Raw genomic sequence first — 25841 nt, 5'->3', positions numbered from 1 at the left:
CCCCGGGTGCATGCGCGATGATGGCCTGATGAGCGACCCGAACGCCGCCCCCGGCCTGCGCGAGCGCAAACGTCTGGCCACCCGACGAGCGATCCAGGTCGCCGTCCTCGACCTCATCGTCGAACACGGGCTCGACGCGGTCACGGTCGACATGGTCAGCCGCCGGGCCGACGTCTCGCCGCGGACCTTCTTCAACTACTTCCCGTCCAAGGAAGAGGCCGTCGTCGGCGATCCGCCGGCGCTGCCCGACGGTCGCGACCTCGAGCGGTTCGTGGCCCAGCGCGACGAGCCCGTGCTGTCGAGCCTCATCCAGCTGCTGACGCACGCCGTCGAGTCGGCGACGGTCGATCGCGAACTGGTCGTCCTCCGCCGCCGGGTGCTCCGGGCGCACCCCGACCTGCTGGCCCGTCGCATCGCGTCGACGCGGGTCTTCGAGGAGCGCCTGACGACCGTCGTCGCGCAGCGCATGGCGGCCGACGAAGGGGTGGCGGACGACGCCGTCGACGCCTCGTTGCTCAGCCGCGCGCACCTGGTGTCCCTGGTCAGCATCGCCACCCTCCGCCACGCCTGGGCCGAGTGGATCGACGACGACGACGGGGACCACCTCAGCGACATGCGGTACAGCCTGCGTGCCCGCATGGAGGCCAGCTTCGTCGAGCTCGGTCGCCTCGTGACACGCGAGGTCCGCTGATCCTGTACAGTGTCTAATCGTGCCGCGAGGCACGGGCAGCCGACCGAGGTCGGTCCCGCCGCTTTAGCTCAGTCGGTAGAGCGTCTCACTCGTAATGAGAAGGTCATCAGTTCGATTCTGATAAGCGGCTCCACCACAGCCCCGGGTCACGACGACCCGGGGCTGTTCTCGTCCGTGGGCCGTGCCGAGGGTGCGCTGCTCCGAGGCCCTCGTCCCCGGTCCCTGCGCCCCCAGTAGTGGTGAGCGCGTGGCCGGGTTGTACCCCGAACGGCCCACGGGCCTCGTCCCGTCGCCCTACGGTCGATCTGCGACGCCCACCGGTCCCCGGAAGGAGGTGGCCCGCATGCCCCTCCGTGTGATCTGCACCGCGCTGCTCGCCGCCGTCCTGGCAGGCATCCTCCTCGTCGTCTGGGCCGGAGGCGACTCCTCGGCCCTCGCGACGGCCGGCGTGGCCGACGGGCCGACGACGGTGGTCCTCGCGAGTGGCGACCCCGGACCCGGGGCCGAGTCCACGGCCGAGGACGCAGGAGGCGCGGGGTGCGTCGACGACGCCACCAGCGCCTCCGTCCCCTCGCCCGCGCAGCCCGTTGCCGGCGCCCCGAGCGGCGCGACGGGCGCCTCCGACGCCGCGAGCGGCGCGACGGGCACCACCGCCGCCGACCTCGACGCGTTCCGCACGGCCTACGAGGAGCAGCGCGAGGCGGCGTGCCTCGGACTGCTGCCGGCCGCGAACGTGCGCCACGACGCATGCCTCGAGCAGTACCTCTTCTGGGTCGCCGGCGACCCGAGCCCCGATCCGTTGAGCGCCTGGGGGCACAAGGGCGAGGTGGTCCGCAGCGACGGGGTGCCCCCGGTCGGCTGCGACGGCAACCTCGCCGGCGGCACCGCGACCACGGGCGACGTCGCCGCCGCCAAGTGGTGGGCCTCGGCTCCGCACCGCGCGGCCGTCTATCGACCGGACTTCCGCGGAGACCTCGCCCACGCCTGCGTCGGGTTCGCCGCCGTGCACGGGGGAGCGCCGGACGACAGCCCGGACTTCGTCCGCTCGGCCAGTCGCTGGTACGCCTGCTGACCGGCGAGGTGGTCCAGGGACTCGTACCGGAGGGCCTCGCCGTCGGCGGTGGCTGGTAGACAGTCCGCATGACACTTCGATGGGGAATCCTCGGCGCCGGCGGCATCGCCGCCACCTTCACCTCCGACCTGCTGGGGGCGGGGCTGTCCGTCTCCGCCGTCGGGTCCCGCGACCTGGCCAAGGCGCGCGAGTTCGCCGACCGTGCCGGGGTCCCGGGGGCGCACGGCAGCTACGACGACCTGGTGGCCGATCCCGAGGTCGACGTGGTCTACGTCGCCACCCCGCACCCGTTCCACGCCGAGAACGCCCTCTCGGCCGTCGCCGCCGGCAAGCACGTCCTCGTCGAGAAGTCCTTCACCGTGAACGCCTCCGAGGCCGAGAGGGTCTACGCGGCCGCTCGCGAGGCCGGCGTGGTCGTCCTCGAGGCGATGTGGACGCGCTACACGCCGCAGAGCGCGCGACTGCGCGAGGTCGTGCGCTCCGGCGTCATCGGCGAGGTGCGCCTCCTGACGGCCGTGCACGTCCAGTCGCTGCCCACCGATCCCCACCACCGCATCAACGACCCGGCCCTCGGCGGCGGGGCCCTGCTCGACCTCGGGGTGTACCCGGTGTCGTTCGCGGACGACCTGCTCGGGGCGCCCTCGACGGTCTCGGCCTCCGCCACGCTCAGCGACCAGGGCGTCGACGCCCGCGTCGCGATCCAGCTCGGTCACGCGTCGGGTGCGACGGCCCAGCTGTACGCCGCCCTCGACACCTCGGGCCGCAACACGGCGACGCTGCTCGGCACCGCCGGTCGCATCGACGTCGACGACACGTTCTACGCGCCCGGCGGCTTCACCGTGCGCGACTCGGACGACGCCGTGGTCGAGCGCTTCGACGCCGACGAGGGCGGACTGCGCGGCATGCACCACCAGGCGCTCGAGCTCGAACGGGTCGTCGCGGCGGGCGAGCCCGAGAGTCCGTTGCTGACCGCCGCCGACGGCGTGGGCGGCATGCGCACGATGGACGAGGTCCGACGGCAGATCGGCGTGCGGTACCCCTCCGAGGGATGACGTCGGCGCGACGCTCCGTATGATGTCCTCGATGAGTGATCAGGGTGAGCCACGTCACGACCGTCCCGAGGCGACCACGGGTGGTGTCGGCGCCGGGCCCCGCGATGCGGCCCCGGTCCCGTCCACCGGGTCGGGCTCGTCCGTGTGGCGCTGGGTCTCGTCGCGGCCGCGAGGGGTCCTCGTGACGGCGGGCGTCCTCGTGTTCGCCCTGCTCGGCGGAGGCGCCGTCGCCGCCGGGGCAGCGACCGCGCCCGGGCCACGACGGCGCGGGCCGCCGCCCCGGGCCCCGAGCCGGCGGTCACGATCACACCGACCGCGGCCCCCACGGCCGACCCCGCACGGTCGGTACCGGGCGTCATCCCGGCGGCCACGCGTCTGCGGACCTGCTCGGTCGCCGGTGCCGCGTCCGACGCCCGTCTGGCCCAGTTCGAGGGCAGCGTGGTCAACGCCACCACGGGTGAGGTCCTCTTCGACCGCAACGGCTCGACCCCGGCGCGCACGGGCAGCGTGCTGAAGACCCTGACGAGCGCGGTCGCCCTGTCGGTCCTCGGGCCCGACGCCCGTCTCACCACCCGGGTGACCGGCGACGCCGGGACGGGTGCCGTGTCCCTGGTCGGCGGCGGCGACGCCACGCTCAGTGCCACGGGTTCGAGCGTGTACGCCGGGGCCCCCACGGTCGCCGACCTCGCGACCCAGGTGAAGGCGTCGCTCGGCGAGCAGCCCCTCACGCAGATCACGCTCGACGCCACCTTCTGGAACCCCGCCGACAAGTGGGACCCGTCCTGGAAGCGCACCGAGCAGACCATCGGCTACCACTCCGAGGTCACCGCGCTCATGGTCGACGGCGACCGGGCGAACCCCGCGGCCCAGACGAGTCCGCGCAGCACCGATCCCGTCGCCCGCGCGGGCGACGCCTTCCGGTCCGCGCTCGTCACCGCGGGCGTGGTCGGCGCCGACTCCGCCACCATGACCCAGGGCACCGCCACGAGCGGCACCGTCATCGCCCAGGTGTCGTCCCAGCCGGTCAGCCGCCTGATCTCGCAGCTGCTGCCGACCTCCGACAACACCCTCGCCGAGATGCTCGCGCGCGTCTCGTCGAAGGCGTCCGGTGCCGACGGGTCGGCCGCGTCGCTCACGACCCTCTACAAGACCGTCCTCTCGTCGACCTACGGTCTCGACACGTCGTCGCTCACGATCATCGACGGGTCCGGCCTGAGCGAGAACGACGCCGTGCCGTCGACCTTCGTCGCGCGGCTCATGATCCAGGTGCTGAACCGCGAGCACGGCCTGGGCGTCGTCTACGACGCCCTCCCGGTGTCGGGCAAGACGGGCACGCTCGCCTCCCGTTTCACGGGCTCGAACGCGGTGGCGCGAGGCGCCGTGCACGCCAAGACCGGCTGGATCGACACGGCCTACACGCTCGCGGGCACCGTCGACGCGGCGGACGGCACCAAGCTCACCTTCGCCTTCTACGCGATCGGCTCCGTGCAGGACAACGCGCGGGCCGCCCTCGACACCCTGACGACGGCCGTCTACAGCTGCGGCGACAACCTGGCCAACAGCTGAGGCGGGCCGCTGTCGGTGCGGCGCGCGAGAATGGTCGCATGACCAGAGCACTCTTCGTCATCGACGTCCAGAACGACTTCACCGAAGGAGGCGCGCTCGGGGTCACCGGCGGCGCCCACGTCGCGCAGGCGGTCACCGACCACCTCCGCGCCCACCGCGACCGGTACGACCTCGTGGTCGCCAGTCGCGACTGGCACGCGCCCGACGGTGACAACGGCGGCCACTTCAGCACCGAGCCCGACTTCGTCGATTCGTGGCCGACGCACTGCGTGCAGGGTTCGACCGGCGCCGACTACCACCCCGAGCTCGACACCGCGCTCGTCGACGTCCACGTGCTCAAAGGCGACGGGCGACCGGCCTATTCGCTGTTCGACGGGCTCGGCGACGACGGGCGGCCGTTCGGTGACGTCCTCGCCGCGACGGGCGTCGACGAGGTCGAGGTCGTCGGTCTGGCGACCGACCACTGCGTCCGGGCCTCGGCCCTCGACGCCGTCGCCGCGGGTCACTCGGTGACCGTGCTGACCGACCTCGTGGCGGGTGTGGCCCCGGCGCCGAGCGAGGCCGCCCTGGCCGAGCTGCGCGCGGCCGGCGTCCGCACCATGACGTCGTCCGACGTCGACGGCTCGACCGGGGCCTCGGCGTGAACAGCCCGGTCGTGACGGCTGCCGAGCTTCGTCGGGTGATCGAGGCCGTGCCCACCGGTCTCTTCGTGGGGGGCTCGTGGGGCCCGTCGTCCTCGGGCGACACCATCGACGTCGTCGACCCCGCCACGGGTGAGGTCGTCGTCGCGGTGGCCGACGCGACTCCCGCCGACGGCCTGCGGGCCCTCGACGCCGCGGTCGCCGCGCAGGACGACTGGGCGGCGACGTCTCCCCGGCACCGCAGCGAGGTGCTGCGCCGCGCCTTCGAGCTGCTGATGCAGCGGCGCGACGACTTCGCCCTGCTGATGACGCTCGAGATGGGCAAGCCGCTGGACGAGTCGCTCGGCGAGGTCACCTACGGCGGAGAGTTCCTCCGCTGGTTCTCGGAAGAGGCCGTGCGCGTCTCGGGTCGCTACGGCACCAACCCCGAGGGCACCGGCCGGACGACGGTGCTGCACCGCCCGGTGGGCCCCTGCCTGCTGATCACCCCCTGGAACTTCCCCCTCGCCATGGCGACCCGCAAGATCGCGCCCGCCCTCGCGGCCGGCTGCACGGTGGTCGTCAAACCGGCCGAGCTGACGCCGCTCACCACCCTCGCCTTCGCCGCCCTGCTCGCCGAGGCGGGCGTGCCCGACGGGGTGGTGAACGTCGTGACGACGCCGTCGGCGAACGACGTGTGCGAGCCCCTGATCCGCGACCCGCGCCTCCGGAAGCTCAGCTTCACGGGGTCGACGCCGCCCGGCTCGCCGCTGTTGACGCAGGCCTCCGCGCAGGTGCTGCGCACCTCGATGGAGCTCGGCGGCAACGCCCCCTTCGTGGTCTTCGACGACGCCGACCTCGACGCCGCGGTCGAGGGTGCGATGCAGGCGAAGTTCCGCAACGTCGGCCAGGCGTGCACGGCCGCCAACCGGTTCATCGTGCACGAGTCGGTCGCCGACGAGTTCACCGCCAGGGTGGTCGAGCGCGTGCGCGGACTCCGGGTGGGCGCGGGGACCGGCGGCGGGGTCGCCGGGGGCCCGTTGAGCGACGGCCGGGCCGGCGACAAGGCGGACCGGCTCGTCCGCGACGCGGTCGACCGCGGGGCGGTGGTCGAGCCCGGCGGCCCCCCCGTCGACGGGCCCGGCACCTTCTTCGAGCCGACCGTCGTGTCGGGCGTCGCCCCCGGCAGCGAGATCCTGACCACCGAGATCTTCGGCCCGGTCCTGGCGATCTCGACGTTCCGGGACGAGGCCGAGGGCGTCCACCTCGCGAACGACACCGAGTTCGGGCTCGTGGCCTACGCCTTCACCCGCGCCTCGCCCGGGGGCAGCGACTCGCCGAACGACTGCAGACCGGCATGCTCGGCCTCAACGTCGGCGTGGTGTCCAACGCCTCGGGGCCGTTCGGCGGCGTCAAGTCGTCGGGCCTCGGCCGTGAGGGCGGTGCCGAGGGCATCCACGAGTACCTCGAGACGGTGTACGTGCTGACCCCCGACCCGTTCGCCGCCGCATGAGGGCCGTCGAGCCGCTGCGTGTCGGCATCGTGGGCTACGGACTCGCGGGCCGGGTGTTCCACGGCGCGCTGCTGGCCGCCGACCCGGCCTGGCAGGTCGACGCCGTCGTCACGCGCGACCCCGACCGTGCAGGCCAGGCCGCCGCGGCGCATCCCGGGGCCGAGGTCGTCGCCGACGTCGACGAGCTCTGGCGGCGTGAACTCGACCTTGTCGTCGTGGCCACCCCCAACGACACCCACGTCGAGACCGCGACGCGTGCCCTGCGGGCCGGAGCGGCCGTCGTCGTCGACAAGCCGCTCGCGACCTCGGCCGCCGACGCCCGCGGGCTCGTCGGGCTCGCCGAATCGCTGGGCCGGCCGCTGACCGTCTACCAGAACCGGCGGGGGGGCGGCGACTTCCTGACGGCCACGCGCCTCACGGGGTCGGGCGAGCTGGGCGACGTGCACACCGTCGAGTCACGCTTCGAACCCTGGAAGCTCGAGAACCGCGCCGGCTGGAAGCGTCGGGCGACCCCGGCCGACGGTGGGGGCATCCTGTTCGACCTGGGCCCGCACCTCGTCGACCAGGTGATGCGACTCCTGGGGCCGGTCCGGGCGGTCCACGCCGAGATCGCGACCCGCCGCCCGACCGGCACGGCCGACGACGACGTGTTCCTGTCGTTCGAGCACGAGGGCGGTCGGCGGTCGCGGCTGGCGATGAGCCACGTGGCGGCCCTGCCCGGGCCGAGGTTCCGTGTGCTGGGGTCGGCGGGGGCGTACGAGGTGCACGGTCTCGACCCGCAAGAGGCCCAGCTGGCGTCGGGGGTCGCGCCGACCGACCCCGCCTTCGGTGTCGACGCCGGCCGCCGTGCGGGCGTCGTGGTCAGCGACGGCGCACGCCGCGACGAGCCCACCGATCCGGGGTGCTACCCCGCGTTCTACTCGCAGCTGGCCGGTGCCCTCCGGGGCGAGGGCGAGCTGCCGGTCGACCCCTGGGACGCCGTCCGGGCACTCGAAGTGATCGAGGCCGCGCGTCGTTCCGCGGACGAGGGACGCGTGATCCGCCTCTAACCCGGCGGCGGTCGTCGCGCGGCCTTCGGGCTGCTGCCGGGGTGGCCCGCCGGTCTGCGGTCGGCAGCAGCGGCCGCGGTCTGCGACGGGCGGACGACGCTCGCCCCTCGGTCAGAGGCGAGTCGTCCAGTCGACCGTCGCGATGGTCGCGGCGACGTCGACCTCGGCGAGGGTCGGCGGTGACCATCGGGGGCAGCGGTCCTTGTCGATCACCCGGGCGCGGACGCCCTCGACGAGGTCCGGCGAGGCGGCGAGCGAGGTGACGATGCCCAGTTCCTGCCCCAGCACCGCCTCGAGGTCGGGCAGACGGGCCGCCCGCCGCCGCGCCTCCAGGGTCAGCACCACCGACGTGGGCGAGGCCGCCTCGAGGTCGTCGGCCACGGCTCCGGCATCGGCGAGACCCGAATACGAGAGGTCGCGGAGTCGTCCCACGATCGTCCGCGCGTCGTCGCCCCGATAGGCGTCGTCGATCCACTCGGCGGCCGCGGCGAGGTCGGACGGTCCCGCGTCCGCGCCGAGTGCCCGCACGGCGTCGGGGCCCCCGTCGGCCAGGGCCGGCAGGACCCGCGTCAGCTCGGACGACGGGACGAACAGGTCGGCGAAGCCCGTGTGCAGGGCATCGGCAGCCGTCATCGCACGACCGGTCAGGGCGAGAGGGGTGCCGAGCTCGCCCGGGGCCCGCGACAGCAAGAAACTGCCGCCCGCGTCGGGGGAGAGCCCGAGGCGGGTCTCCGGCATGCCCACCGAGCTGGGTTCGGTGACGATGCGGGGCGTGACGTGACCGCCGAGCCCGACGCCCGCCCCCAGCGCGATGCCGTCGAGGAGCGACACGATCGGCTTCGACCAGCGCGCCAGACGCAGCGTTCCCCGGTACTCGCGCCGCCACATGTCGCCGCTGCGTCGCGGGTCCGTCGTGGCGTTGGCGTGGATCCACGCGATGTCGCCCCCGGCACAGAACCCCCGGGGCCCGGCGCCCCGCAGCAGCACCGACGAGACCCCCGGATCGTCCTCCCAGACGTCGAGCGCCTGCTCGACGAGCCCCAGCATCTCGAGCGTCACCGCGTTGATCTTCTGCGGGCGGTTGAGGGTGAGCACACCGACCCCGCGGTCGACGTGGGTCAGGACGGTGGGGGCGACGTCGCTCATCGGGCCATCGTCGCACGGCGTCGCGGCCGTGCGCCGACGCCCGCGCACCCCGGTCTCAGACGAGGAGCTGGTGCTTCGCCAAGTCTTTGTAGAGCGGCGTCGTCTGCACCAGTTCGGAGTGGGTGCCCACGCCCACCACGCGGCCGGCCTCGACGACGACGATCTGGTCGGAGTCGACCACGGTCGACAGCCGGTGGGCGATGACGATGAGCGTGCGGTTCTCGGCGACCGCGTCGATCGCCTCGCGGAGGCGCTGCTCGTTCAGGCCGTCGAGACTCGAGGTCGACTCGTCGAGCAGCAGGATCGGCGGCGCGTTGAGCAGCGTGCGGGCGATGGCCAGGCGCTGGCGTTCGCCCCCGGAGAGCATCACCCCGTCCTCGCCCACCTGGGCGTCGAGACCCTGGTCGCCGCGTTCGAGCACGGCGGTCAGGTTCACGGCCTCGAGGACCCGACGGCAGTCGTCGTCCGTCGCCTCGGGCGACCCCAGGGTGAGGTTGTCGCGGATCGTCCCGGCGAGCACGGGTGCGTCCTGTTCGACGTAGCCGATGCGGGAGCGGAGGTCGCGCCGGTCGAGGGTGCGGACGTCGGCCCCGCCCACGCGCACGGCACCCGAGGTCGGGTCGTAGAAGCGCTCGATGAGCGACAGGATCGTGCTCTTGCCGGCTCCCGAGGGGCCGACGAGGGCCGTGCGCTTGCCGACGGGCACCGAGAAGCTCACGCCACGCAGGACCGTGAGGTCGTCGTCGACGGGGCCCACGCCCGAGTCGTGGCCGGGTTCGTCGGAGACCCGCGAGTCGCCCGTCGCTGTCCCGGTGGCCACAGGCGAATCGGGATAGCGGAAGTGCACGTCGTCGAACCGGACGGCGATGTCGTCCCCCGTGTCGGGACCGTCGCCGGCACCGACCTCGCGGGACGCGACCTCGGCCGCGAGGCGCTCGTCCCCGTCGGTCTCGCTCGGCAGGTCGAGGATCTCCTGGATGCGCCCGAGCGCCCCCAAGGCCTGGTTGACGCTGAGCACGGCACCGAGCGCCTGACCGAGCGGCATGATCATGAGGAAGAGGAAGAGCACGAACGAGACGAGCGAGGCGATCTCGATGGCACCGCTCGCCACCCGGTACCCCCCGACGCCGAGCACGACGAGGAACGACGCCTGCAGCGCGACGGACGAGATCGGCACGACGAGGGCCGAGATGCGCGCCACCTGCAACCCCCGTTGGTAGGCCCCCTCGGCGTCCCGTTCGACGGCCACGATCTCGCGGTCGGTGGCGCCCGAGGCGCGGATCGTGCGGACCGAGCTGATGGCACGTTCGACGGCGGCCGTCAGGTCACCCACCTTCTCCTGCGCCTGGCGGCTCGCCACGCGGATGCGGCCGGACAACAGCACGACGACGACGACCGAGACGGCGACGACGAGCACGGTCAGTCCGAGCAGCACCGGGTCGATCAGGAACATGCCGACCAGGGCGCCGACGAAGGTCAGGCTGCCGCCGATCGCCTCGACGAGCCCCTGGGCGAGCACGGCCCGCAGCAGGGTGGTGTCCGAGCCGACCCGCGACACGAGGCCGCCCGTCCGGCGCGTGTCGAACTGGCTGATCGGCAGCCGGAGCATGCGTCCCACGAGGCGACGACGGCTCGAGAGGACGACGCCCTCGCCGGTGCGCTGCAGCAGGTAGTGCTGGAACCCGCTGATCAGCCCGGCCACGACGACCAGCGCGACCAGCGCCCAGACGAGGGGCCCGAGCGTCACGCCCTGCTGCACGGCCGAGATGACCTGCTGCACGAGCAGCGGCTGACCGAGCGAGGCCGCGGCACCCAGGACGCTGAGCACGATGATGAAGGCCATGACCTTCTTGTGCTCGAAGAGGTAGGGCAGCAGCTGACGGAACGTGGCGCGGGGGCCCTCGGGCTGCGGGCGGCGACCCCACCGTGACCGGGGCGCGGCCGGGGGGTCGACCCGCGCCTCCTGCCCGTCGGACGTCGTCGTGCGCGCGCGTGTGTCGGAGCTCATGATGCCTCTCGTGCCTGGTGACCGGCGTCGCGGGGTGCGGCGGTCGGTGTCGCGGGCGGTGCCACCGCCGACTACGACCGTACTTCGTCCGGGTGACCTCCACCTGCGTCACGGGACCGGCCCGCGCCTCTGGTCAGGAGGCGCGGGCCGGGCGGCAGGGTACGTCGCGTCCGGTCAGCCGGCCGTGTCGTAGTCGACGTCGCGGGTCTCCCGGCTGAGCACGAGCGCGATGAGGGTCAGGACCGCCATCGACGACAGGTAGAGGCCGACGAGCCACGTGCTGCCGCCGGCCGCCGTCCAGAGCGCCACGGCGATGAACGGGGCCACGGCGGCTCCCAGGATGCTGGCCACGTTGTAGCTGATCGCCGAGCCGGTATAACGCACGCTCGTCGGGAACAGCTCGGGCAGCACGGCACCCATGGGTCCGAAGGTCAGCCCCATCAGGACGAAGCCGATGATGAGCAGCGCCTGCGCCCCGAGGGCCCCGGCCGCGAACAGCGGGGCGAACGTGAAGCCGAAGACGAGGATGCCCGCCGTCACGCAGATGAGCATGGCGCGGCGCCCGTACTTCTCGGCGAGCGGCCCCGACACCAGGGTGAAGATGCCGAAGAACACCACGCCGAGGATGAGCATCCAGAGGAACTGCGGCCGGGGGATGCCCAGACCCGCCGGGTCGCCCGCGGCGTCGGCCGTGCCGAACGTCAGCGTGAACGTCGTCATCAGGTAGAAGAGCGTGTAGGTCGCGAGCATGATGAACGTGCCGAGCAGCAGGGGGCGCCAGCTCGACCGGACCACGCGGGCGAGCGGCAGCGTCGCGACGTTGCCCGAGTCGACGACCTTCTGGAACGCCGGGGTCTCGATCAGCTTGAACCGCACGTACAGGCCGATGATGACCAGCACGGCGCTCGCCAGGAACGGCAGGCGCCAGCCCCAGGCCAGGAACTGCTCCTCGGTGAGGGTCGTGTTCAGCAGCACGAAGAGCAGGTTGGCGATGATGAATCCGATGGGCGCACCGAGCTGGGGGAACGTGCCGTAGATGGCACGGCGGTTCGCCGGGGCGTTCTCGGTCGCGAGCAGCGCGGCGCCGCTCCACTCGCCGCCGAGGCCGAGGCCCTGGCAGAAGCGCAGCACGACGAGGCAGGCCGGGCCGGCGACCGCCCAGCCGGGCGTGGTGCCGGCCGGGATGCAGCCGATCAGCACCGTCGCGATGCCCATCGTCAGCAGCGAGGCCACGAGGGTGCCCTTGCGGCCGATGCGGTCGCCGAAGTGACCGAAGACGATCGACCCGACCGGCCGGGCGATGAACGCGACGCCGAAGACCGCGAACGAGGCGAGCCGCGCCACGGCGGGGTCGTCGTTGGCGAAGAAGATCGTCGGGAAGACCAGCACCGCGGCGGTCGCGTAGACGTAGAAGTCGTAGAACTCGATCGAGGTGCCGATGAGGCTCGCGACGATGACGCGCGAGCGCTTGTTGGTGGTGGGGGCGGACGACGTCGACGGATCGACGGTGGGTACGGACACGGGGGCACTCCGAGGCAGGGGTCGAGGTCCCGGCGGACGTCGACGACCGGGCGCGTGATGCGGCGCAACGGGTCGGACGGAGGCGCGGTGCAGGGATCTGCGGATCGCTCGGCCGGGTGAGACGGTGGCCGCTCGTGACAGCCGACGTCCATGGTACTCCCGCCTGTACCCCGGCGGGGACGCGCTCCGGGCCCCGGGGTCAGCCGGCTCGGGCTCAGTCGTCGGCGCCGAGGTGGCCGGGCAGCTCGTGACCCATGCGGTCGCGCTTGGTGTCGAGGTATCCCTCGTTGAAGGCGCCGACGCCGACGACGAGCGGCACCAGGTCGGTGACCTCGATGCCGTGCTCGCCGAGCTGACGTCGCTTCTCGGGGTTGTTGCTCAGCAACCGGACGCGGGTGAGCCCCAGGTCACGCAGCACGTCGGCAGCGGCCCCGTAGTCTCGGGCGTCCGCCGGCAGCCCGAGGGCGAGGTTGGCGTCGAGGGTGTCGAGGCCGTCCTCTTGCAGGCGGTAGGCCCGGAGCTTGTTGACGAGGCCGATGCCACGACCCTCGTGGCCGCGCAGGTAGACGACGACCCCGCCGTGGTCCCGGATGGTGTCGAGCGCGGCGTCGAGTTGCGGGCCGCACTCGCACTTGAGCGAGCCGAACGCCTCGCCGGTGAGGCACTCGGAGTGGACGCGCACGAGGGCGCCGTCCGCCGGGCGGAGGCCCGTCGGATCGCTCGCGATGATCGCCACGTGGTCGGCCCCGGTGACCGTGTCGCGGTAGGCCCTCATGCGGAAGGTGCCGTGGCTGGTGGGGACCGTGGTCTCGACCTCGAACGACACCTGGGACGAGGCGGCGGGGGTGGTGGTCATGCGTGTCTCCTGGAGGTGTCGCGGGCGACGACCACCAGGTCGTCGCCGAGGGGGTGCGCGTCGGTGACGCGCAGTCGTCGTTGCCCGTCGATGTGGTCCACGCCGAGGTCGTCGAGGGCTGTCCGGGGGCCGCCGAGCAGCGTGGGCGCCAGGTACACGACGTAGTCGTCGACGAGTCCGAGCCGGACGAACGCGCTCGCCACGGTCGGTCCGCCCTCGACGAACACGCTGCGGACCCCGCGGCGTCCGAGGTCGTCGAGCACGGCCTCGAGGTCGTGCGTGCCTGTCTCGACGAGCTCGCGGGGATGCCGGCGCAGGGCGGCGTCGGGGGGCACGGGGCGCGTGCCGACGACGACGGGCAGCGGCTGGTCGGGGAGCAGTTCTCCGCCGTCGCCCCGGGCGGTCAGGCTGGGGTCGTCGGCCAGCACGGTGCCCGTGCCCACCAGGATCGCGTCGTGGGCCGCCCGCTGTTCGTGGACGTGTTGCCGTGCCGCGGTGCCGGTGATCCACCGGCTGCTGCCGTCGGACGCGGCGGTGCGGCCGTCCAGGCTCGAGGCCCACTTGAGCGTCACGAAGGGTCGGCCCGTCCGGGCCGTCACCAACCACCGGCGAGCCATTTCTGCGGCCTCGTCGGCGAGCACGCCGGCGACGACCTCGACACCGGCCCGCCGCAGCCGGTCGCCCCCGCCACCGGAGGACGCGCCGGGATCGGCGACGGCGTGGACGACGCGGGAGACGACCGCCTCGATCAGGGCGACGCTGCAGGGCCCGGTGCGGCCCACGTGGTCGCAGGGTTCGAGCGTGACGACGGCGGTCAGGCCGCGGGCCTCACCGGGGGCGAGGTGCGAGAGGGCGTCGACCTCGGCGTGCGGGGTGCCGGCACCCCGGTGCCATCCCTCGGCCGCCGTGCTGCCGTCGGGGCGCAGCAGGACGCAACCGACCTGGGGGTTGACCCCGCGGGCCGGTCCGCGTCGAGCCAGCGAGACGGCCCGTCGCATGACGTGTTCGAGGAGATCGTGGTCGATCGAGTCGATGCTCACGGGGCCTCCGGGACGGAACGGTCGCGCGCCGGGGCGTACGCGGTGGGGGACGGGCGGACGATGCCGTCGACGGCATCGGTGAGGGAGTCAACGCCGTCGGCGACGGGGTATTCCGTCGAGCGGCCGGGACGCGTCCCGGCACGCCCCAGGTCGGGCCAGCCCGGTCGCGCCACCCGCGCGTCGCCCGGCCGCAGGCGGGCCTTCCAGCAGAGGGGGTGGCCCCCGTCGCGGTCGGGGTGGAGCCCGGGGCCGACGCCCTGATACGTGAAGCCCGTGCGACGGGCGACGGCGGCCGAGGCGTCGTTGCCGACGTAGCCCTCCCAGAAGAGTTCGCGCAGCCCGCCGGCACCGAAGGCCCAGTCGGCCACCAGCCCGAGGGCCTCGGTCATCAGGCCGTGACCCCGCGAGGCCGGGGCCGTCCAGAAGCCGACGTCGGACGACCGGAGCCGCACGCTGATGACGCCCTCGAGCAGGCCGGACCCCGGGCGGCGCAGCCCCCAGGTGAACTCGCGCCCGGTGGCCCACCCGTCGTCCACGATGCGACGCAGGAAGAACTCGGCGTCGGACCGTGCGTACGGGACGGGCACCGTGGTGAACCGCTGCAGCGTCTCGTCGCGGCAGGCGTCGACGATCGCCGGCACGTCGGCCGCGCTCGGCACCACCAACTCGAGGGTCGGTGACGCGAGCACGAACGGCAGCACGATCAGGCCTTGCGGACGAAGCCGATGCGGTCGTACACGGTGTCGATCGTGGCCTGGGCGATCTCGTTCGCCCGATCGGCGTTGACCGCGAGGATGCGGTCGAGCTCGGTCGGGTCGTCGAGCAGTTCGAGCGCCCGGGTGCGGACGGGCGCGAAGGTCTCGACGACGACCTCGGCCACGTCCTTCTTCAGGTCGCCGTAGCCGCGACCGGCGTAGCGCTCTTCGAGGTCGGCCACGCTGTCGCCCGAGAACGACGAGAGGATTGTGAGGAGGTTCGAGACGCCCGCCTTGGCCCCGCGGTCGAAGCGGATCTCACGCTCGGCGTCGGTGACCGCCGACTTGATCTTCTTGGCGGTCCGGCTCGGCTCGTCGAGCATCCACACGACACCCGAGTCGGTCGCCGCCGACTTGCTCATCTTCGACTCGGGCGACTGCAGGTCGTAGATGCGTGCGGACTCCTTCTGGATCGTCGCCTCGGGAACGACGAACGTCTCGCCGAAGCGGGAGTTGAACCGGGTGGCGAGGTCGCGGGTGAGTTCGACGTGCTGACGCTGGTCGTCACCCACCGGAACCGTCTCGGCCTGGTAGAGCAGGATGTCGGCGGCCATGAGCGTCGGGTACGCGAAGAGGCCGAGCGAGGCCGCGTCGGACCCCTGCTTCGCCGCCTTGTCCTTGAACTGCGTCATGCGGCTGGCCTCGCCGAAGCCGGTCAGGGTGTTGAGCACCCAGGCCAGCTGCGTGTGGGCCGGCACGTGCGACTGGATGAACAGGGTCGACCGGGCCGGGTCGATGCCCGCGGCGATGTACTGCGCCGCGGTGCCGCGGATCTGGGCCCGCAACGCGGCGGGGTCTTGAGGGACGGTGATGGCGTGCAGGTCGACGACGCAGAACAGGGCGTCGTGCGTCGTCTGCAGCGACTTCCACTGCTGCAGCGCGCCGATGTAGTTGCCGACGTGGAGCGAGTCGGCGGACGGCTGCATGCCGGAGAAGAGACGGGGCTTGGTCATGAGGTCCTCGGTCGGGGTGGTGCGAGAAGGAAGAGGTGGGACGCGGGTCAGAGTCGGTAGTCGACGACGACCGGGGCGTGGTCCGACCATCGCTGGTCGTAGGCAGCGGCCCGGTCGACCACGTAGTGCTCGACCCTGTCGGCCAACGCGGGGGTGGCCAACTGGTAGTCGATGCGCCAGCCGGTGTCGTTGTCGAAGGCCTGCCCCCGCCACGACCACCACGAGTAGGGCCCCTCGACCTCGCCCGCGAAGCGCCGACCCACGTCGACCCACCCGAGGCCTTGTCCGCCGGTGCCGTCGACCGTCTCGACCTGCTCGCCCGCCGGGCCGAGGAAGCGGTCGAAGTACGACCGCTCTCGGGGGAGGAAGCCGGCGCGCTTGACGTTGCCCTTCCAGTTCTTGATGTCGAGCTCGCGGTGCCCCACGTTGAGGTCGCCCGTGACCACCGAGAGCTCGTTGTGGGCGGCGAGCTCGGGGAGCCGCGCCGACATGGCGTCGAGGAACTTCCACTTCTCGTCCTGCTTGGGGGTGTCGACCTCGCCCGAGTGGACGTAGGTGCTGACCACGGTGACCACGGTGCCGTCGATCTCGTAGTCCGCCTCGAGCCAGCGGCCCGCACTGTCGAAGTCGTCGGGCCCGAGCTCGACGCGGTGCACGTGGGCCTTGCCCCGACTGGCGATGGCGACCCCGGCCCGGCCCTTGGCGGTCGCCGGGTCGTGGACGACGTTCCACTCCGGGCCGAGCAGGCCCTCGAGGTCGTCGGTCGAGGCGCGCACCTCTTGCAGCGTGAGCACGTCGACGTCGCGCGCCGAGAGCCAGTCGCCCATGCCCTTGCGGAAGGCGGCGCGGACGCCGTTGACGTTGACGGTGGCGAGACGGAGGCGCGTGGACATGGGCTCCAGACTAGCGGCGGGCACCGTCACGGGTGCCGTCCGGAGGGCCCGTGGGTGAGGCGTCCGTGCGTGGGACGTCGGACGGGTCGCCCCGGCGGACGGCACGCAGCGACCGCGAGAGCAGGCCGCGGGCGCCGTCGACGAGACGACCGCCGCGCGACCGGGCCCGCGCCTCCTGGGCTCGCCGTTCCTCCTCGAGGCGTCGCAGGCGGGCCGCCTCTTCGTGCGGGTCGGCGCGGACGCCGAGGTCGTCCATGCCGACGGCGATCCAGCCGGCGCTGAGCAGCAGTACCTGGCACAGCAGGTTGATCACGATCAGCAGTCCGACGATCGCCGCGAACGAGGCGACCAGGGGGTTCGAGCCCGTGGCCCGCAGCACGACGCCGCCGACCACGGTCAGCGAGACGAACCCGGCCGCGCCGATCGTCGCCCCCGAGAGCAGTCGACGGAAGGGGATGTGGAGCCCCGCCAGCACGCGGAACAGCACGGCGAGCACCGCGGTCTCGAAGACGAACACGAGCACGACGCCGACCACGCGAAGGGTCGCCTCGCCGACGGTCGACCGGGTCGAGACGCCGACCCCGGACAGCAGGCCCGAGACCGCCGTGGTGCTGAGCAGCGACAGCGTCGCCGAGACGACGACCGCGGCGCCGAAGCAGAGCGCCAGGCCGAGGTCGCGCACGATCAGTCGACCGAGGGGCGTGACGGGTTGGGGCGCCCGGAACACGATCCGGACGCAGTCGCGCATGCTGCCGAGCAACGTGATGGACGACACGAGCAGACCGAGCAGGGCGACGGCGCCGGTCCAGCCGAAGACCGACGCGTCGAGCAGCAGCTCGGGGTCGACGACACCCGTGCCGTCGACGTCCTGGATCAGTCCGGGCACGGCCGAGCGGATGAACACGATCAACTCGTCGCGCAGCAGTCGATCACCCGAGACGACGAACCCGGCGACCGAGAAACCCACCCACAGGGCGGCGAAGAGGGCGAAGAGCGCCTGATAGGTCAGCCCGGCCGCGAGCAGCGGTCCCTTCGCCGTGACGTGCCGCGCCAGCACGCGGGTCGGGCGTGACCCCACGACGCGCGACCCGGCCCGACGGGCGCGTCCGGTCGGGCCGCCGACCGAGGAGGCGCTGGTCGCCTCGGCCGGGTCGGGCGTCGGTTCTCGGGTCCACGGCGCGCGCATTCCCCAAGGGTAGGGGTGGCCGGGCGAGGCGGCCCGGGTCGCCGGGGTCGACGCCGGGATCGGCACTGACCGGACGTCCGGGCGTTCCGTCTACGATGGACCGACCGTGGGCGTGCCCGGCGTCCTGCCGCACGTCCCCCCATCGAGACTCGAAGAGGTTCACCGTGGCACTACAGGGCGTTGGCGTCGGACGTGGAGTGGCCGTCGGCCCCGTCAAGAAGATGCCCGATCCGCTGCCCGAGCCGGGCACCGACCCGCGCACGGCCGACGCGGCCCTCGAGTACGACGCCGTGCCCACCGCCCTGTCCACGCTCGCCGCCGACCTCACGGCTCGGGGCGAGAAGGCCGGCGGCGAGGCGAAGGACGTCCTCGACGCCCAGTCGCTGATGGCACAGGATCCGACCCTGACCGACGACGTCAAGGCCCGCATCGACGACGGGCGCACCGGCGAACGCGCGGTGCACGAGGCGTTCGCGGCCTTCCAGGACCTCCTCATCGGCATGGGTGGCTACATGGCCGAGCGGGCCACCGACCTCGGCGACGTGGCACAGCGCGTCATCGCCTCGGGGCGCGGCGCCCCCGCCCCGGGTGGGCCCGAGAGCGACACCCCGTTCGTCCTCGCCGCCCCCGCCCTCGCCCCCGCCGACACCGCCCTGCTCGACCTCGACAAGGTGCTCGCGCTCGTCACGCGTGACGGCGGGCCCACGTCCCACACGGCGATCCTCCCCCGGTCCAAGCCGACCCCCGCGATCGTCGGGGGCACCGGGGCCCTCGACCGGGCCGACGGCCCCGTCGTCGTGGCCGACGCCGCGAGCGGCGTCGTGACGGGCGACCCCTCCGCCGACGAGGTCGCCGACGCCGAGAAGCGCATCGCCGACCGTGCGGCCGCGGCCGCCGCCCCCCTGACCGACGGTGCACTGGCCGACGGCCACGCCGTCCCGCTGCTCGCCAACCTCGGCGCGCCGGCCGAGGCCGCGGGGGCGATCGAGCTGGGTGCCGAAGGCGTCGGCCTGTTCCGCACCGAGTTCCTCTTCCTCGGCAACTCTTCCGCGCCCACCGTCGAGAGCCAGACCGCGAGCTACACCGCGCTGCTCGAGGCCTTCCCGGGCAAGAAGGTCGTCGTCCGCGCCCTCGATGCCGGCGCCGACAAGCCGCTCAGCTTCTTGAACGACGCCCACGAAGAGAATCCCGCCCTCGGCCTCCGCGGCCTCCGGGCCCTGCGCGTCAAGGAAGACATCCTGCGCGACCAGCTCACCGCCCTGGCGGCGGCGCAGGCCGCCACCACCGCCGACCTCTGGGTGATGGCACCCATGGTCAGCGACGCCGAAGAGACCGAGTACTTCGTCACCCTCGGCCGCGAACTCGGGCTGAAGACCGTCGGCGTGATGGCCGAGGTCCCCTCGCTCGCCGTGCTCGCCGACCAGATCTTCGCCAGCGCCGACTTCGTCAGCGTCGGCACGAACGACCTGACCCAGTACACGATGGCGGCCGACCGCATGCTCGGCTCCGTGGCCGCCTACCAGGACCCCTGGCACCCCGCCGTGCTTCGCCTGGTCAAGTCCCTCGGTGACGCCGGCGCGGCCGCCGGCAAGCCCGTAGGCATCTGCGGCGAGGCCGCGGCCGACCCGCTGCTGGCCGTCGTGCTCGTCGGGCTCGGGGCCACCACGCTCTCGATGACGCCCGCCGCGCTGGCCGACGTGCGTCTCGAGCTCTCGCGGTACACGCTCGACCAGGCCCGTGGACTCGCGACCGCCGCCGTCGCGGCGACCACGGCCGCCGGCGCCCGCCAGGCCGCCGAAGCCGCCACCGTCTGACGCCCGCGCGGCGTCGGCCCTCGGGGGGTCGACGCCGTCGGTCCGAGACTCGGCCTCAGCGCGGATCGATCTCCGCCCGGCGTTCGTCGAGGTGGTCGGCGAGTTCGCCCCAGGCGACGACCGCGTCGCGGAGCGCTCCGGCCGTGCCCTCGTCGAGCACTGAGACGAGCCCACGAGGATCGGCGACGAGGACGAGCGCACTCGACCGCGACAGCACGGCGGACGACGACGACCGGTCGCCGACGGGTGCGTTCGTGCCCCGCAGCTCGAGGTGCAGGCGACCCGACGACCGTGTCAGGCGCGCCCGCACCGGGTCGCCGTCCGACGCGAAGAACTCGGCCAGCGCCTCCCGGTCGTCCGACAGGACGTCACGCTCCCACCCGTTCTCGGCGAGTCGTTGATCGGCGCCGGCCACGGACTGCCAGAGGACGACCGCCCTCTCGGTCGGCGAGGCTCCGGCTCGCAGGCCGAACCGCGCCTCCAGGTTGTCCGCGACGGCGGCGGCCACCGCCGCACGGTCGACCGACGGCGGCGCATCGAGCCGGTCCACCACGACCGTGACGACGGCGTCGAGTTCTCGCGGCCAGACCGACACCCGGGTCTCGTCCAGCAGGCGGTCGTGCTCGCCCGAGAGCAGGGTCTTCTCGACGAGCTCGTCGAGGCGGGCGGGGGCCCGGCCGGGGTCGCGGGCGCCGGTGGGGCGCAGGGGTGGTCTCGTCCGCACGGCGGCGGCGAAGGCGCGGCGGCGTTCGCGCTGGTCGTCGGGGCGTTCGCCGTTGCGGTACGGGCGGCGCCTCACGAGATCGCTCGAGGGTCGGACCGGCGGGGTCGTCGGTCGAGACGTCGGACGTCGTGCATGGCGTGCCTCTCGAGGGTCGGTGGCGATGACGGGGACCAAGCCTAGGCTGCGAGGGCCGTCCCGGGCCGCGCTGGTCCGAGTCCGCCGTGCATCCGGTCGCGGCCGTGCGTCACGGAGCAGAATCGACGGGTGGGCATCCCGATACGACATCCGATGGTCGACGCGATCACGTCGCGCGCCGTCCGGGTCGACAGCAGGGCTCGCGTCGTCCGACTCAGTCGTCCGCTCGCGGACCTCCTCGGTCGACCCGCCACGGGTCGACGTGTCGTCCTGGTCACCGGCGAACGGTCGCGCCTCACGGTGGGGCTCCGGGCCGCGCTGGTCGCCGCCGGGGGAGTCTGGGCGATCCACGACGACCAGGACCGTCTCCGTGACGGCCTCACGGGCGTGCCCTACGGCGACGTCGACGCCGCGGCCACCGAACAGGACGTGGCCGCCGCGGTTCCCGCCTCGGAGCCGCCGCCGATCATCGCCGATGCGGTGGACACCACCTGCCAGCTCACCGTCGACCTCACGGTGCTGCACCGGGCGTCACACGACACGAGCCTCGGAGGCGCGGTCGAGACCCTGGGAGCGGCCGTCTCGGGCTCCGTCCCGACCCGGTGGGGGACGACCGAGCCCCCCGGGCACGTCTGGGACCGCTGGGTCCTGGCCCAACACGCGCGCCATCAGGCCCCCGAGACCGCCCGGGTCGGCGTCGAGGGGCCGCATCTCTCGGCGACGATCACCGCTCGGGTCCCCGACCACGGCATCGAAGAGACCACGGCGTTGACGGTCGACGTGACCGAGGGGTCGCTCGACGCCGCGATCGCGCGACTGACCGACGCCCTCGGCCACACCGCCGAGTCGTCGCTGCCGCCCTTCGCCCTGGTCATCGCCCGCGAGGGCGAGTCCGACCGGTGCGTCCGGGCGGTCACCTACCCGCCGCCGAACCCGGTCGCCCTGCTGATCGGGGCGCCGTCCGTCCGACGGCTCGGCCTCGAACGTTCCGCCCTCGACGCCGAACGGCCCGTCGTCGCGGTCGGCCGTCCTCGCCTCCCCGCTTTCGTCGTGCCCCTGGGCGACGCGGCCACCTCGGGCTGGAACGCCCTGCACCGCACGCTCGAGGCCGTCGGCCCCGAGCGGCTCGCCCAACTCGGCGCCAGCCCGCTGCTCCAGGCGTGGGAGGAAGACCTGCACGAACTCGACCTGCTGCACGAGACCACGACCGAGGCCGAGGCCGAGACCGAGATCGAGACCGGGCGTCCGGCCGAGGGCGAGGCCTGATGCCCCGCGACATCACCATCCTGAGTCCGCACGTGTACGACCAGCTCGATCTCGCCTCCGCGGCCCACGCGGTCGACGGGTCGCTCGGTGTGCGTGAGATCGACGGCGGCGACGCCCTCCAGGTGTTCGCGGTGGGCGGCGTGCCCCTGCTCACCGTCTACCAGGCGGCGGAGCTGACCGAGGCGGGCGAGCTCGAACGCCTGCTGCCCGATCCGCCCTCGGTGCGCCTCCCGGTGTTCTGGATCGACGCCGTCGCCCCGTGGGGCGACGAGGGCGAGACGGGTGTGTCGGTCGCGCTGCGCCTCGCTCTCGGCCTCGAGGCCGCGTGCATCGTCGAGGACGACTGACCGGGCGGCGACAGTCACCCAGGCACCGCCACGACGGGTGACACGAGAAGAGGGCCCGACCACCAAGTGGTCGGGCCCTCTCGCGTGTCGGCGTCTCGCCGTCAGGCGCGACCGCGTAGCACGGCCTGTTTGACCTCGGCGATGGCCTGGGTCACCTGGATGCCCCGCGGGCAGGCCTCGGTGCAGTTGAACGTGGTGCGGCAGCGCCAGACACCCTCTTTGTCGTTGAGGATGTCGAGGCGGACCTGGGCGCCCTCGTCGCGCGAGTCGAAGATGAAGCGGTGCGCGTTGACGATCGCCGCGGGGCCGAAGTACTGCCCGTCGGTCCAGAACACGGGGCAGCTCGACGTGCACGCGGCGCAGAGGATGCACTTCGTCGTGTCGTCGAAACGCTCGCGCTGGGTGGCGCTCTGCAGGCGCTCCTTCTCGGGCTTCGACGACGCCATGAGGAACGGTTGGATCTCGCGGTACGACTGGAAGAAGGGCTCCATGTCGACGACGAGGTCCTTCTCGAGCGGCAGGCCCTTGATGGCCTCGACGTAGATCGGCTGCGAGATGTCGAGGTCCTTGATCAGGGTCTTGCAGGCCAGCCGGTTGCGGCCGTTGATGCGCATCGCGTCCGAGCCACAGACGCCGTGGGCGCACGAGCGGCGGAAGGTCAGCGAGCCGTCCTGCTCCCACTTGATCTGGTGCAGGGCGTCGAGCACACGGTCGGTCGGCAGCACCTGGACGTCGAAGTCCTGCCAACGGGGCTCGTCGTCGACCTCGGGGTCGAAACGACGGATGATCAGCGTGGCCGTGAACGTGGGGACGGCGTCGGAGCCCTGGGGCTTGTTCTCGAGGACAGCGGTGCTCATGTCAGTACTTCCGTTCCATCGGCTGGTAGTTCGTGATCACGACGGGCTTGGTGTCGAGCCGGATGTGGTCGCCGGCCAACGACGAGTGGGCGTCGCCGGTCAGGTACGCCATCGTGTGGACGAGCCAGTTCTCGTCGTCGCGGGTGGGGTAGTCCTCGCGGAAGTGTCCGCCGCGGCTCTCTTGACGCGAGCGTGCCGAGTAGACGACGACCTCGGCCAGGTCGAGCAGGAAGCCCAGCTCGATCGCCTCGAGCAGGTCGGTGTTGAAGCGCTTGCCCTTGTCCTGCACCGAGATGTTCTTGAACCGCTCGCGCAGGTCGGCGATCACGTGGGTGACCTCGTCCAGCGTTTCTTCGGTGCGGAACACCTGGGCGTTCCGGTCCATGCTGTCCTGCAGCTCTTTGCGCAGCGTCGCGATGCGCTCGGTGCCCGTGGCGTTGCGGACGTCCTCGACGAGACCGCGCACGAAGCCGGCGGGGTCGGCCGGCAGGGGCACGAACGGGGCGTCCTTCACGAACTCGACGGCGTTGTTGCCGGCCCGCTTGCCGAAGACGTTGATGTCGAGCAGCGAGTTCGTGCCGAGCCGGTTCGATCCGTGCACGCTGACGCAGGCGCACTCGCCGGCGGCGTAGAGGCCCGGCACGACCGTGGTGTTGTCGCGCAGCACCTCGGCCTTGACGTTCGTCGGGATGCCACCCATGGCGTAGTGGGCGGTCGGCAGGACGGGTACGGGCTCGGTGTAGGGCTCGACGCCGAGGTACGTGCGGGCGAACTCGGTGATGTCGGGCAGCTTGGCGTCGATCACGGCCGGGTCGAGGTGCGTGATGTCGAGGTAGACGTAGTCCTTGTGCGGCCCGGCGCCACGGCCCTCGCGGATCTCGGTGGCCATGCAGCGCGCCACGATGTCGCGGGGCGCCAGGTCTTTGATGGTGGGGGCGTAACGCTCCATGAAGCGCTCGCCCTCGCTGTTGCGCAGGATCGCACCCTCACCACGGGCCGCTTCGCTCAACAGGATGCCGAGCCCGGCGAGGCCGGTCGGGTGGAACTGGAAGAACTCCATGTCCTCGAGCGGCAGGCCCTTGCGCCAGATGATGCCCACGCCGTCACCCGTGAGGGTGTGCGCGTTGGACGTCGTCTTGTAGATCTTGCCGAAGCCACCGGTGGCGAAGATGACGGCCTTGCCCTGGAACACGTGCAGGTCGCCGGTCGAGAGTTCGTAGGCGATGACACCGGCCGGGCGCTCCTCGCCATCGATCTCGCCCATGATGAGGTCGAGGACGTAGAACTCGTTGAAGAAGTTGATGCCGTGCTTGACGCAGTTCTGGTACAGGGTCTGGAGGATCATGTGCCCGGTGCGGTCGGCGGCGTAGCAAGCCCGTCGGACGGGGTTCTTGCCGTGCTCGGCCGTGTGGCCGCCGAAGCGACGTTGGTCGATCTTGCCCTCGGGTGTGCGGTTGAACGGCAGGCCCATGTTCTCGAGGTCGAGGACGGCGTCGATCGCTTCTTTGGCGAGGATCTCGGCGGCGTCCTGGTCGACGAGGTAGTCGCCGCCCTTGACGGTGTCGAACGTGTGCCACTCCCAGTTGTCGTCCTCGACGTTGGCGAGGGCCGCAGCCATGCCGCCCTGGGCCGCACCGGTGTGCGAACGGGTCGGGTAGAGCTTCGAGATCACTGCGGTGCTGGCGTTCGGGCCGGCTTCGATGGCCGCCCTCATGCCCGCACCCCCGGCCCCGACGATGACGATGTCGTGCTGGTGGTAGTGGACACCGTCGACGACGGTGCTGGTGGGTGCGGGGGAGGGTGTGGTCACGGTTCTTTCCGGTGGGGGACGTGCGGCCGGGGGCCGGAGTGGACGGTGGGCCGGGTGGCTAGCCGGCGGAGCAGAACGACGGCAGCAGGTCGGCCGGGGCGTTCGCGGGGCACGGGTCGAACGTGTAGATCACGAGCGTGCCGAGGACGAGCAGGACGACGGTCGAGACGAGCAGCGTCACGAGCAACACCTTGCGCACCGTGGGCTTCGACACGTAGTCGTTGACGATCGTGCGCATGCCGTTCGTGCCGTGGATCAGTGCGAGCCACAGGAGGAGGGTGTCGTAGACCTGCCAGAAGGGGCTCGCCCACTTGCCGGCCACGAACGCGAAGTCGATCGCCTTGACGCCCCCCTCGCTTGCGAGCAGGTTGATGAACAAGTGGCCGAACACGAGCACGACGAGCAGCAGGCCGCTGGCGCGCATGTAGATCCAGCCCCACTTCTCGTAGTTGGTGGAGCGCTGGGCCGCACGGGCCGAACGCGGGGCTTCGACGGTCTGGGTGGTCATGGCTCTACTCCGAGAAGACGTTCATCAGGTGGCGCGGCGCGAAACCGGCGAACAGGACCACGGCGAGGCCGATGACGATCCAGAACATGACGCGCTGGTACTTGGTGCCCGGACCCCAGAAGTCGATCAGGATGATCCGCAGGCCGTTCAGGGCGTGGAACAGGATCGCCGCCACCAGGCCGGTCTCGCCGAGCCCCATGATCGGGTTCTTGTAGGTGCCGATCACCGCGTTGTAGGCCTCGGGGCTGATCCGCACGAGGGCGGTGTCGAGGATGTGCACGAGCAGGAAGAAGTAGATGCTCACGCCGGTGATGCGGTGCAGCACCCACGACCACATGCCCTCACGGCCCCGGTAGAGGGTGCCGGCGATCTTCCCGGGCGCCTTGGGCGCGCTGATCTTCGGTGCACCCGGTCTGCCTGCCGGTGATGCGACCGTTCCCGTCGACTGCTCGGCCATGA

Annotated in this window: 22 protein-coding genes, 1 tRNA gene and 2 pseudogenes; 11 read left to right on the top strand and 14 right to left on the bottom strand. The window is 72.5% G+C overall.

Features of this window, described 5'->3' with window-relative positions:
- Positions 1 to 28 precede the first annotated feature (28 nt).
- The 8 genes and pseudogenes from AEQ27_RS18085 (at position 29) to AEQ27_RS10815 (ending at position 7563) form a co-directional block, all read left to right on the top strand.
- Positions 29 to 691: a TetR/AcrR family transcriptional regulator gene (locus AEQ27_RS18085; protein ID WP_054146666.1), complete on the top strand. Its 663-nt coding sequence runs from the start codon at positions 29 to 31 to the stop codon at positions 689 to 691.
- A 57-nt stretch (positions 692 to 748) separates the two neighbouring features.
- Positions 749 to 824, top strand: a tRNA-Thr gene (locus AEQ27_RS10845).
- A 210-nt stretch (positions 825 to 1034) separates the two neighbouring features.
- Entirely contained in the window at positions 1035 to 1763 is a 729-nt protein-coding gene (locus AEQ27_RS10840; RefSeq protein WP_152970317.1) for a hypothetical protein, read from the top strand.
- 68 nt (positions 1764 to 1831) lie between these two features.
- Positions 1832 to 2815, top strand: a complete 984-nt coding sequence (locus tag AEQ27_RS10835) for a Gfo/Idh/MocA family protein (protein WP_054146664.1) — start codon at positions 1832 to 1834, stop codon at positions 2813 to 2815.
- Between the two features lie 144 nt (positions 2816 to 2959).
- On the top strand, positions 2960 to 4381 hold the full coding sequence (gene dacB / locus AEQ27_RS10830; protein ID WP_235451063.1) for a D-alanyl-D-alanine carboxypeptidase/D-alanyl-D-alanine-endopeptidase: 1422 nt from the start codon (positions 2960 to 2962) through the stop codon (positions 4379 to 4381).
- A 38-nt stretch (positions 4382 to 4419) separates the two neighbouring features.
- Positions 4420 to 5025 (top strand): isochorismatase family protein, encoded by a 606-nt coding sequence (locus AEQ27_RS10825; RefSeq protein ID WP_054146663.1) that lies wholly within the window; start codon positions 4420 to 4422, stop codon positions 5023 to 5025.
- Between the two features lie 11 nt (positions 5026 to 5036).
- A pseudogene (locus AEQ27_RS10820) lies at positions 5037 to 6514 on the top strand (NAD-dependent succinate-semialdehyde dehydrogenase).
- On the top strand, positions 6511 to 7563 hold the full coding sequence (locus AEQ27_RS10815; RefSeq protein WP_054146662.1) for a Gfo/Idh/MocA family oxidoreductase: 1053 nt from the start codon (positions 6511 to 6513) through the stop codon (positions 7561 to 7563). Before AEQ27_RS10820 ends, AEQ27_RS10815 begins: the two are co-directional and overlap by 4 nt.
- Before the next feature lie 111 nt (positions 7564 to 7674).
- Here the strand turns inward: AEQ27_RS10815 and AEQ27_RS10810 are convergent, their stop codons facing one another.
- The 9 genes and pseudogenes from AEQ27_RS10810 to AEQ27_RS10770 form a co-directional block, all read right to left on the bottom strand.
- Complete coding sequence (locus AEQ27_RS10810) at positions 7675 to 8709, bottom strand: 3-hydroxyisobutyryl-CoA hydrolase (protein WP_054146661.1); 1035 nt, start codon at positions 8707 to 8709, stop codon at positions 7675 to 7677.
- 55 nt (positions 8710 to 8764) lie between these two features.
- The gene (locus tag AEQ27_RS10805) at positions 8765 to 10717 is read right to left on the bottom strand and encodes an ABC transporter ATP-binding protein (RefSeq protein ID WP_054146660.1); all 1953 of its coding nucleotides are present in this window, start codon (positions 10715 to 10717) and stop codon (positions 8765 to 8767) included.
- A 174-nt stretch (positions 10718 to 10891) separates the two neighbouring features.
- Positions 10892 to 12238 carry an MFS transporter gene (locus AEQ27_RS10800; RefSeq protein WP_054146659.1) on the bottom strand — a complete coding sequence of 449 codons (1347 nt, stop codon included), beginning with the start codon at positions 12236 to 12238 and terminating at the stop codon, positions 10892 to 10894.
- A 214-nt stretch (positions 12239 to 12452) separates the two neighbouring features.
- Positions 12453 to 13073 (bottom strand): annotated as a pseudogene (ribA, locus tag AEQ27_RS10795) (GTP cyclohydrolase II); the annotation flags it as partial.
- Positions 13074 to 13090: 17 nt separating this feature from the next.
- Positions 13091 to 14092 carry a bifunctional diaminohydroxyphosphoribosylaminopyrimidine deaminase/5-amino-6-(5-phosphoribosylamino)uracil reductase RibD gene (gene ribD, locus AEQ27_RS10790; RefSeq protein ID WP_082383461.1) on the bottom strand — a complete coding sequence of 334 codons (1002 nt, stop codon included), beginning with the start codon at positions 14090 to 14092 and terminating at the stop codon, positions 13091 to 13093.
- A gap of 38 nt (positions 14093 to 14130) precedes the next feature.
- The gene (locus AEQ27_RS10785) at positions 14131 to 14835 is read right to left on the bottom strand and encodes a GNAT family N-acetyltransferase (RefSeq protein WP_054146656.1); all 705 of its coding nucleotides are present in this window, start codon (positions 14833 to 14835) and stop codon (positions 14131 to 14133) included.
- Positions 14836 to 14837: 2 nt separating this feature from the next.
- Positions 14838 to 15842 carry a tryptophan--tRNA ligase gene (trpS, locus tag AEQ27_RS10780; RefSeq protein ID WP_082383447.1) on the bottom strand — a complete coding sequence of 335 codons (1005 nt, stop codon included), beginning with the start codon at positions 15840 to 15842 and terminating at the stop codon, positions 14838 to 14840.
- Between the two features lie 47 nt (positions 15843 to 15889).
- A complete protein-coding gene (locus AEQ27_RS10775; RefSeq protein ID WP_054146655.1) occupies positions 15890 to 16735 on the bottom strand; it encodes an exodeoxyribonuclease III in 846 nt (281 codons plus the stop codon).
- A gap of 10 nt (positions 16736 to 16745) precedes the next feature.
- Positions 16746 to 17921, bottom strand: coding sequence for a YihY/virulence factor BrkB family protein (locus AEQ27_RS10770; protein ID WP_152970316.1), 1176 nt, complete (start codon positions 17919 to 17921; stop codon positions 16746 to 16748).
- 164 nt (positions 17922 to 18085) lie between these two features.
- Between AEQ27_RS10770 and ptsP the strand changes: the two genes are divergently transcribed.
- Positions 18086 to 19735 (top strand): phosphoenolpyruvate--protein phosphotransferase, encoded by a 1650-nt coding sequence (ptsP, locus tag AEQ27_RS10765; protein ID WP_255349764.1) that lies wholly within the window; start codon positions 18086 to 18088, stop codon positions 19733 to 19735.
- Between the two features lie 55 nt (positions 19736 to 19790).
- On the opposite strand, the gene AEQ27_RS10760 is transcribed toward ptsP, so the two are convergent.
- The gene (locus AEQ27_RS10760; protein ID WP_054146653.1) at positions 19791 to 20534 is read right to left on the bottom strand and encodes a hypothetical protein; all 744 of its coding nucleotides are present in this window, start codon (positions 20532 to 20534) and stop codon (positions 19791 to 19793) included.
- 213 nt (positions 20535 to 20747) lie between these two features.
- On the opposite strand from AEQ27_RS10760, the gene AEQ27_RS17840 reads away from it, so the two are divergent.
- Together AEQ27_RS17840 and AEQ27_RS17835 are read left to right on the top strand one after the other, a co-directional pair.
- Positions 20748 to 21860, top strand: a complete 1113-nt coding sequence (locus AEQ27_RS17840; protein WP_054146652.1) for a DUF6177 family protein — start codon at positions 20748 to 20750, stop codon at positions 21858 to 21860.
- Positions 21860 to 22207: a hypothetical protein gene (locus AEQ27_RS17835; RefSeq protein ID WP_054146651.1), complete on the top strand. Its 348-nt coding sequence runs from the start codon at positions 21860 to 21862 to the stop codon at positions 22205 to 22207. The genes AEQ27_RS17840 and AEQ27_RS17835 overlap by 1 nt, the downstream gene beginning before the upstream one ends.
- 101 nt (positions 22208 to 22308) lie before the next feature.
- On the opposite strand, the gene AEQ27_RS10745 is transcribed toward AEQ27_RS17835, so the two are convergent.
- Genes AEQ27_RS10745 through sdhC form a run of 4 tightly spaced genes read right to left on the bottom strand, consistent with a single transcriptional unit; the run spans position 22309 to position 25839 of the window.
- The gene (locus AEQ27_RS10745; RefSeq protein WP_043594421.1) at positions 22309 to 23064 is read right to left on the bottom strand and encodes a succinate dehydrogenase iron-sulfur subunit; all 756 of its coding nucleotides are present in this window, start codon (positions 23062 to 23064) and stop codon (positions 22309 to 22311) included.
- A 1-nt stretch (position 23065) separates the two neighbouring features.
- Positions 23066 to 24874 carry a succinate dehydrogenase flavoprotein subunit gene (gene sdhA, locus AEQ27_RS10740; RefSeq protein ID WP_054146650.1) on the bottom strand — a complete coding sequence of 603 codons (1809 nt, stop codon included), beginning with the start codon at positions 24872 to 24874 and terminating at the stop codon, positions 23066 to 23068.
- 58 nt (positions 24875 to 24932) lie between these two features.
- Positions 24933 to 25382: a succinate dehydrogenase, hydrophobic membrane anchor protein gene (gene sdhD, locus AEQ27_RS10735; RefSeq protein WP_054146649.1), complete on the bottom strand. Its 450-nt coding sequence runs from the start codon at positions 25380 to 25382 to the stop codon at positions 24933 to 24935.
- Positions 25383 to 25386: 4 nt separating this feature from the next.
- Complete coding sequence (gene sdhC / locus AEQ27_RS10730; RefSeq protein ID WP_082059901.1) at positions 25387 to 25839, bottom strand: succinate dehydrogenase, cytochrome b556 subunit; 453 nt, start codon at positions 25837 to 25839, stop codon at positions 25387 to 25389.
- Positions 25840 to 25841: the final 2 nt, after the last annotated feature.

The organism is Frigoribacterium sp. RIT-PI-h (assembly GCF_001297205.1).
Classification (GTDB): domain Bacteria; phylum Actinomycetota; class Actinomycetes; order Actinomycetales; family Microbacteriaceae; genus Frigoribacterium.
This window is presented reverse-complemented; position numbering and strand designations above follow the sequence as displayed.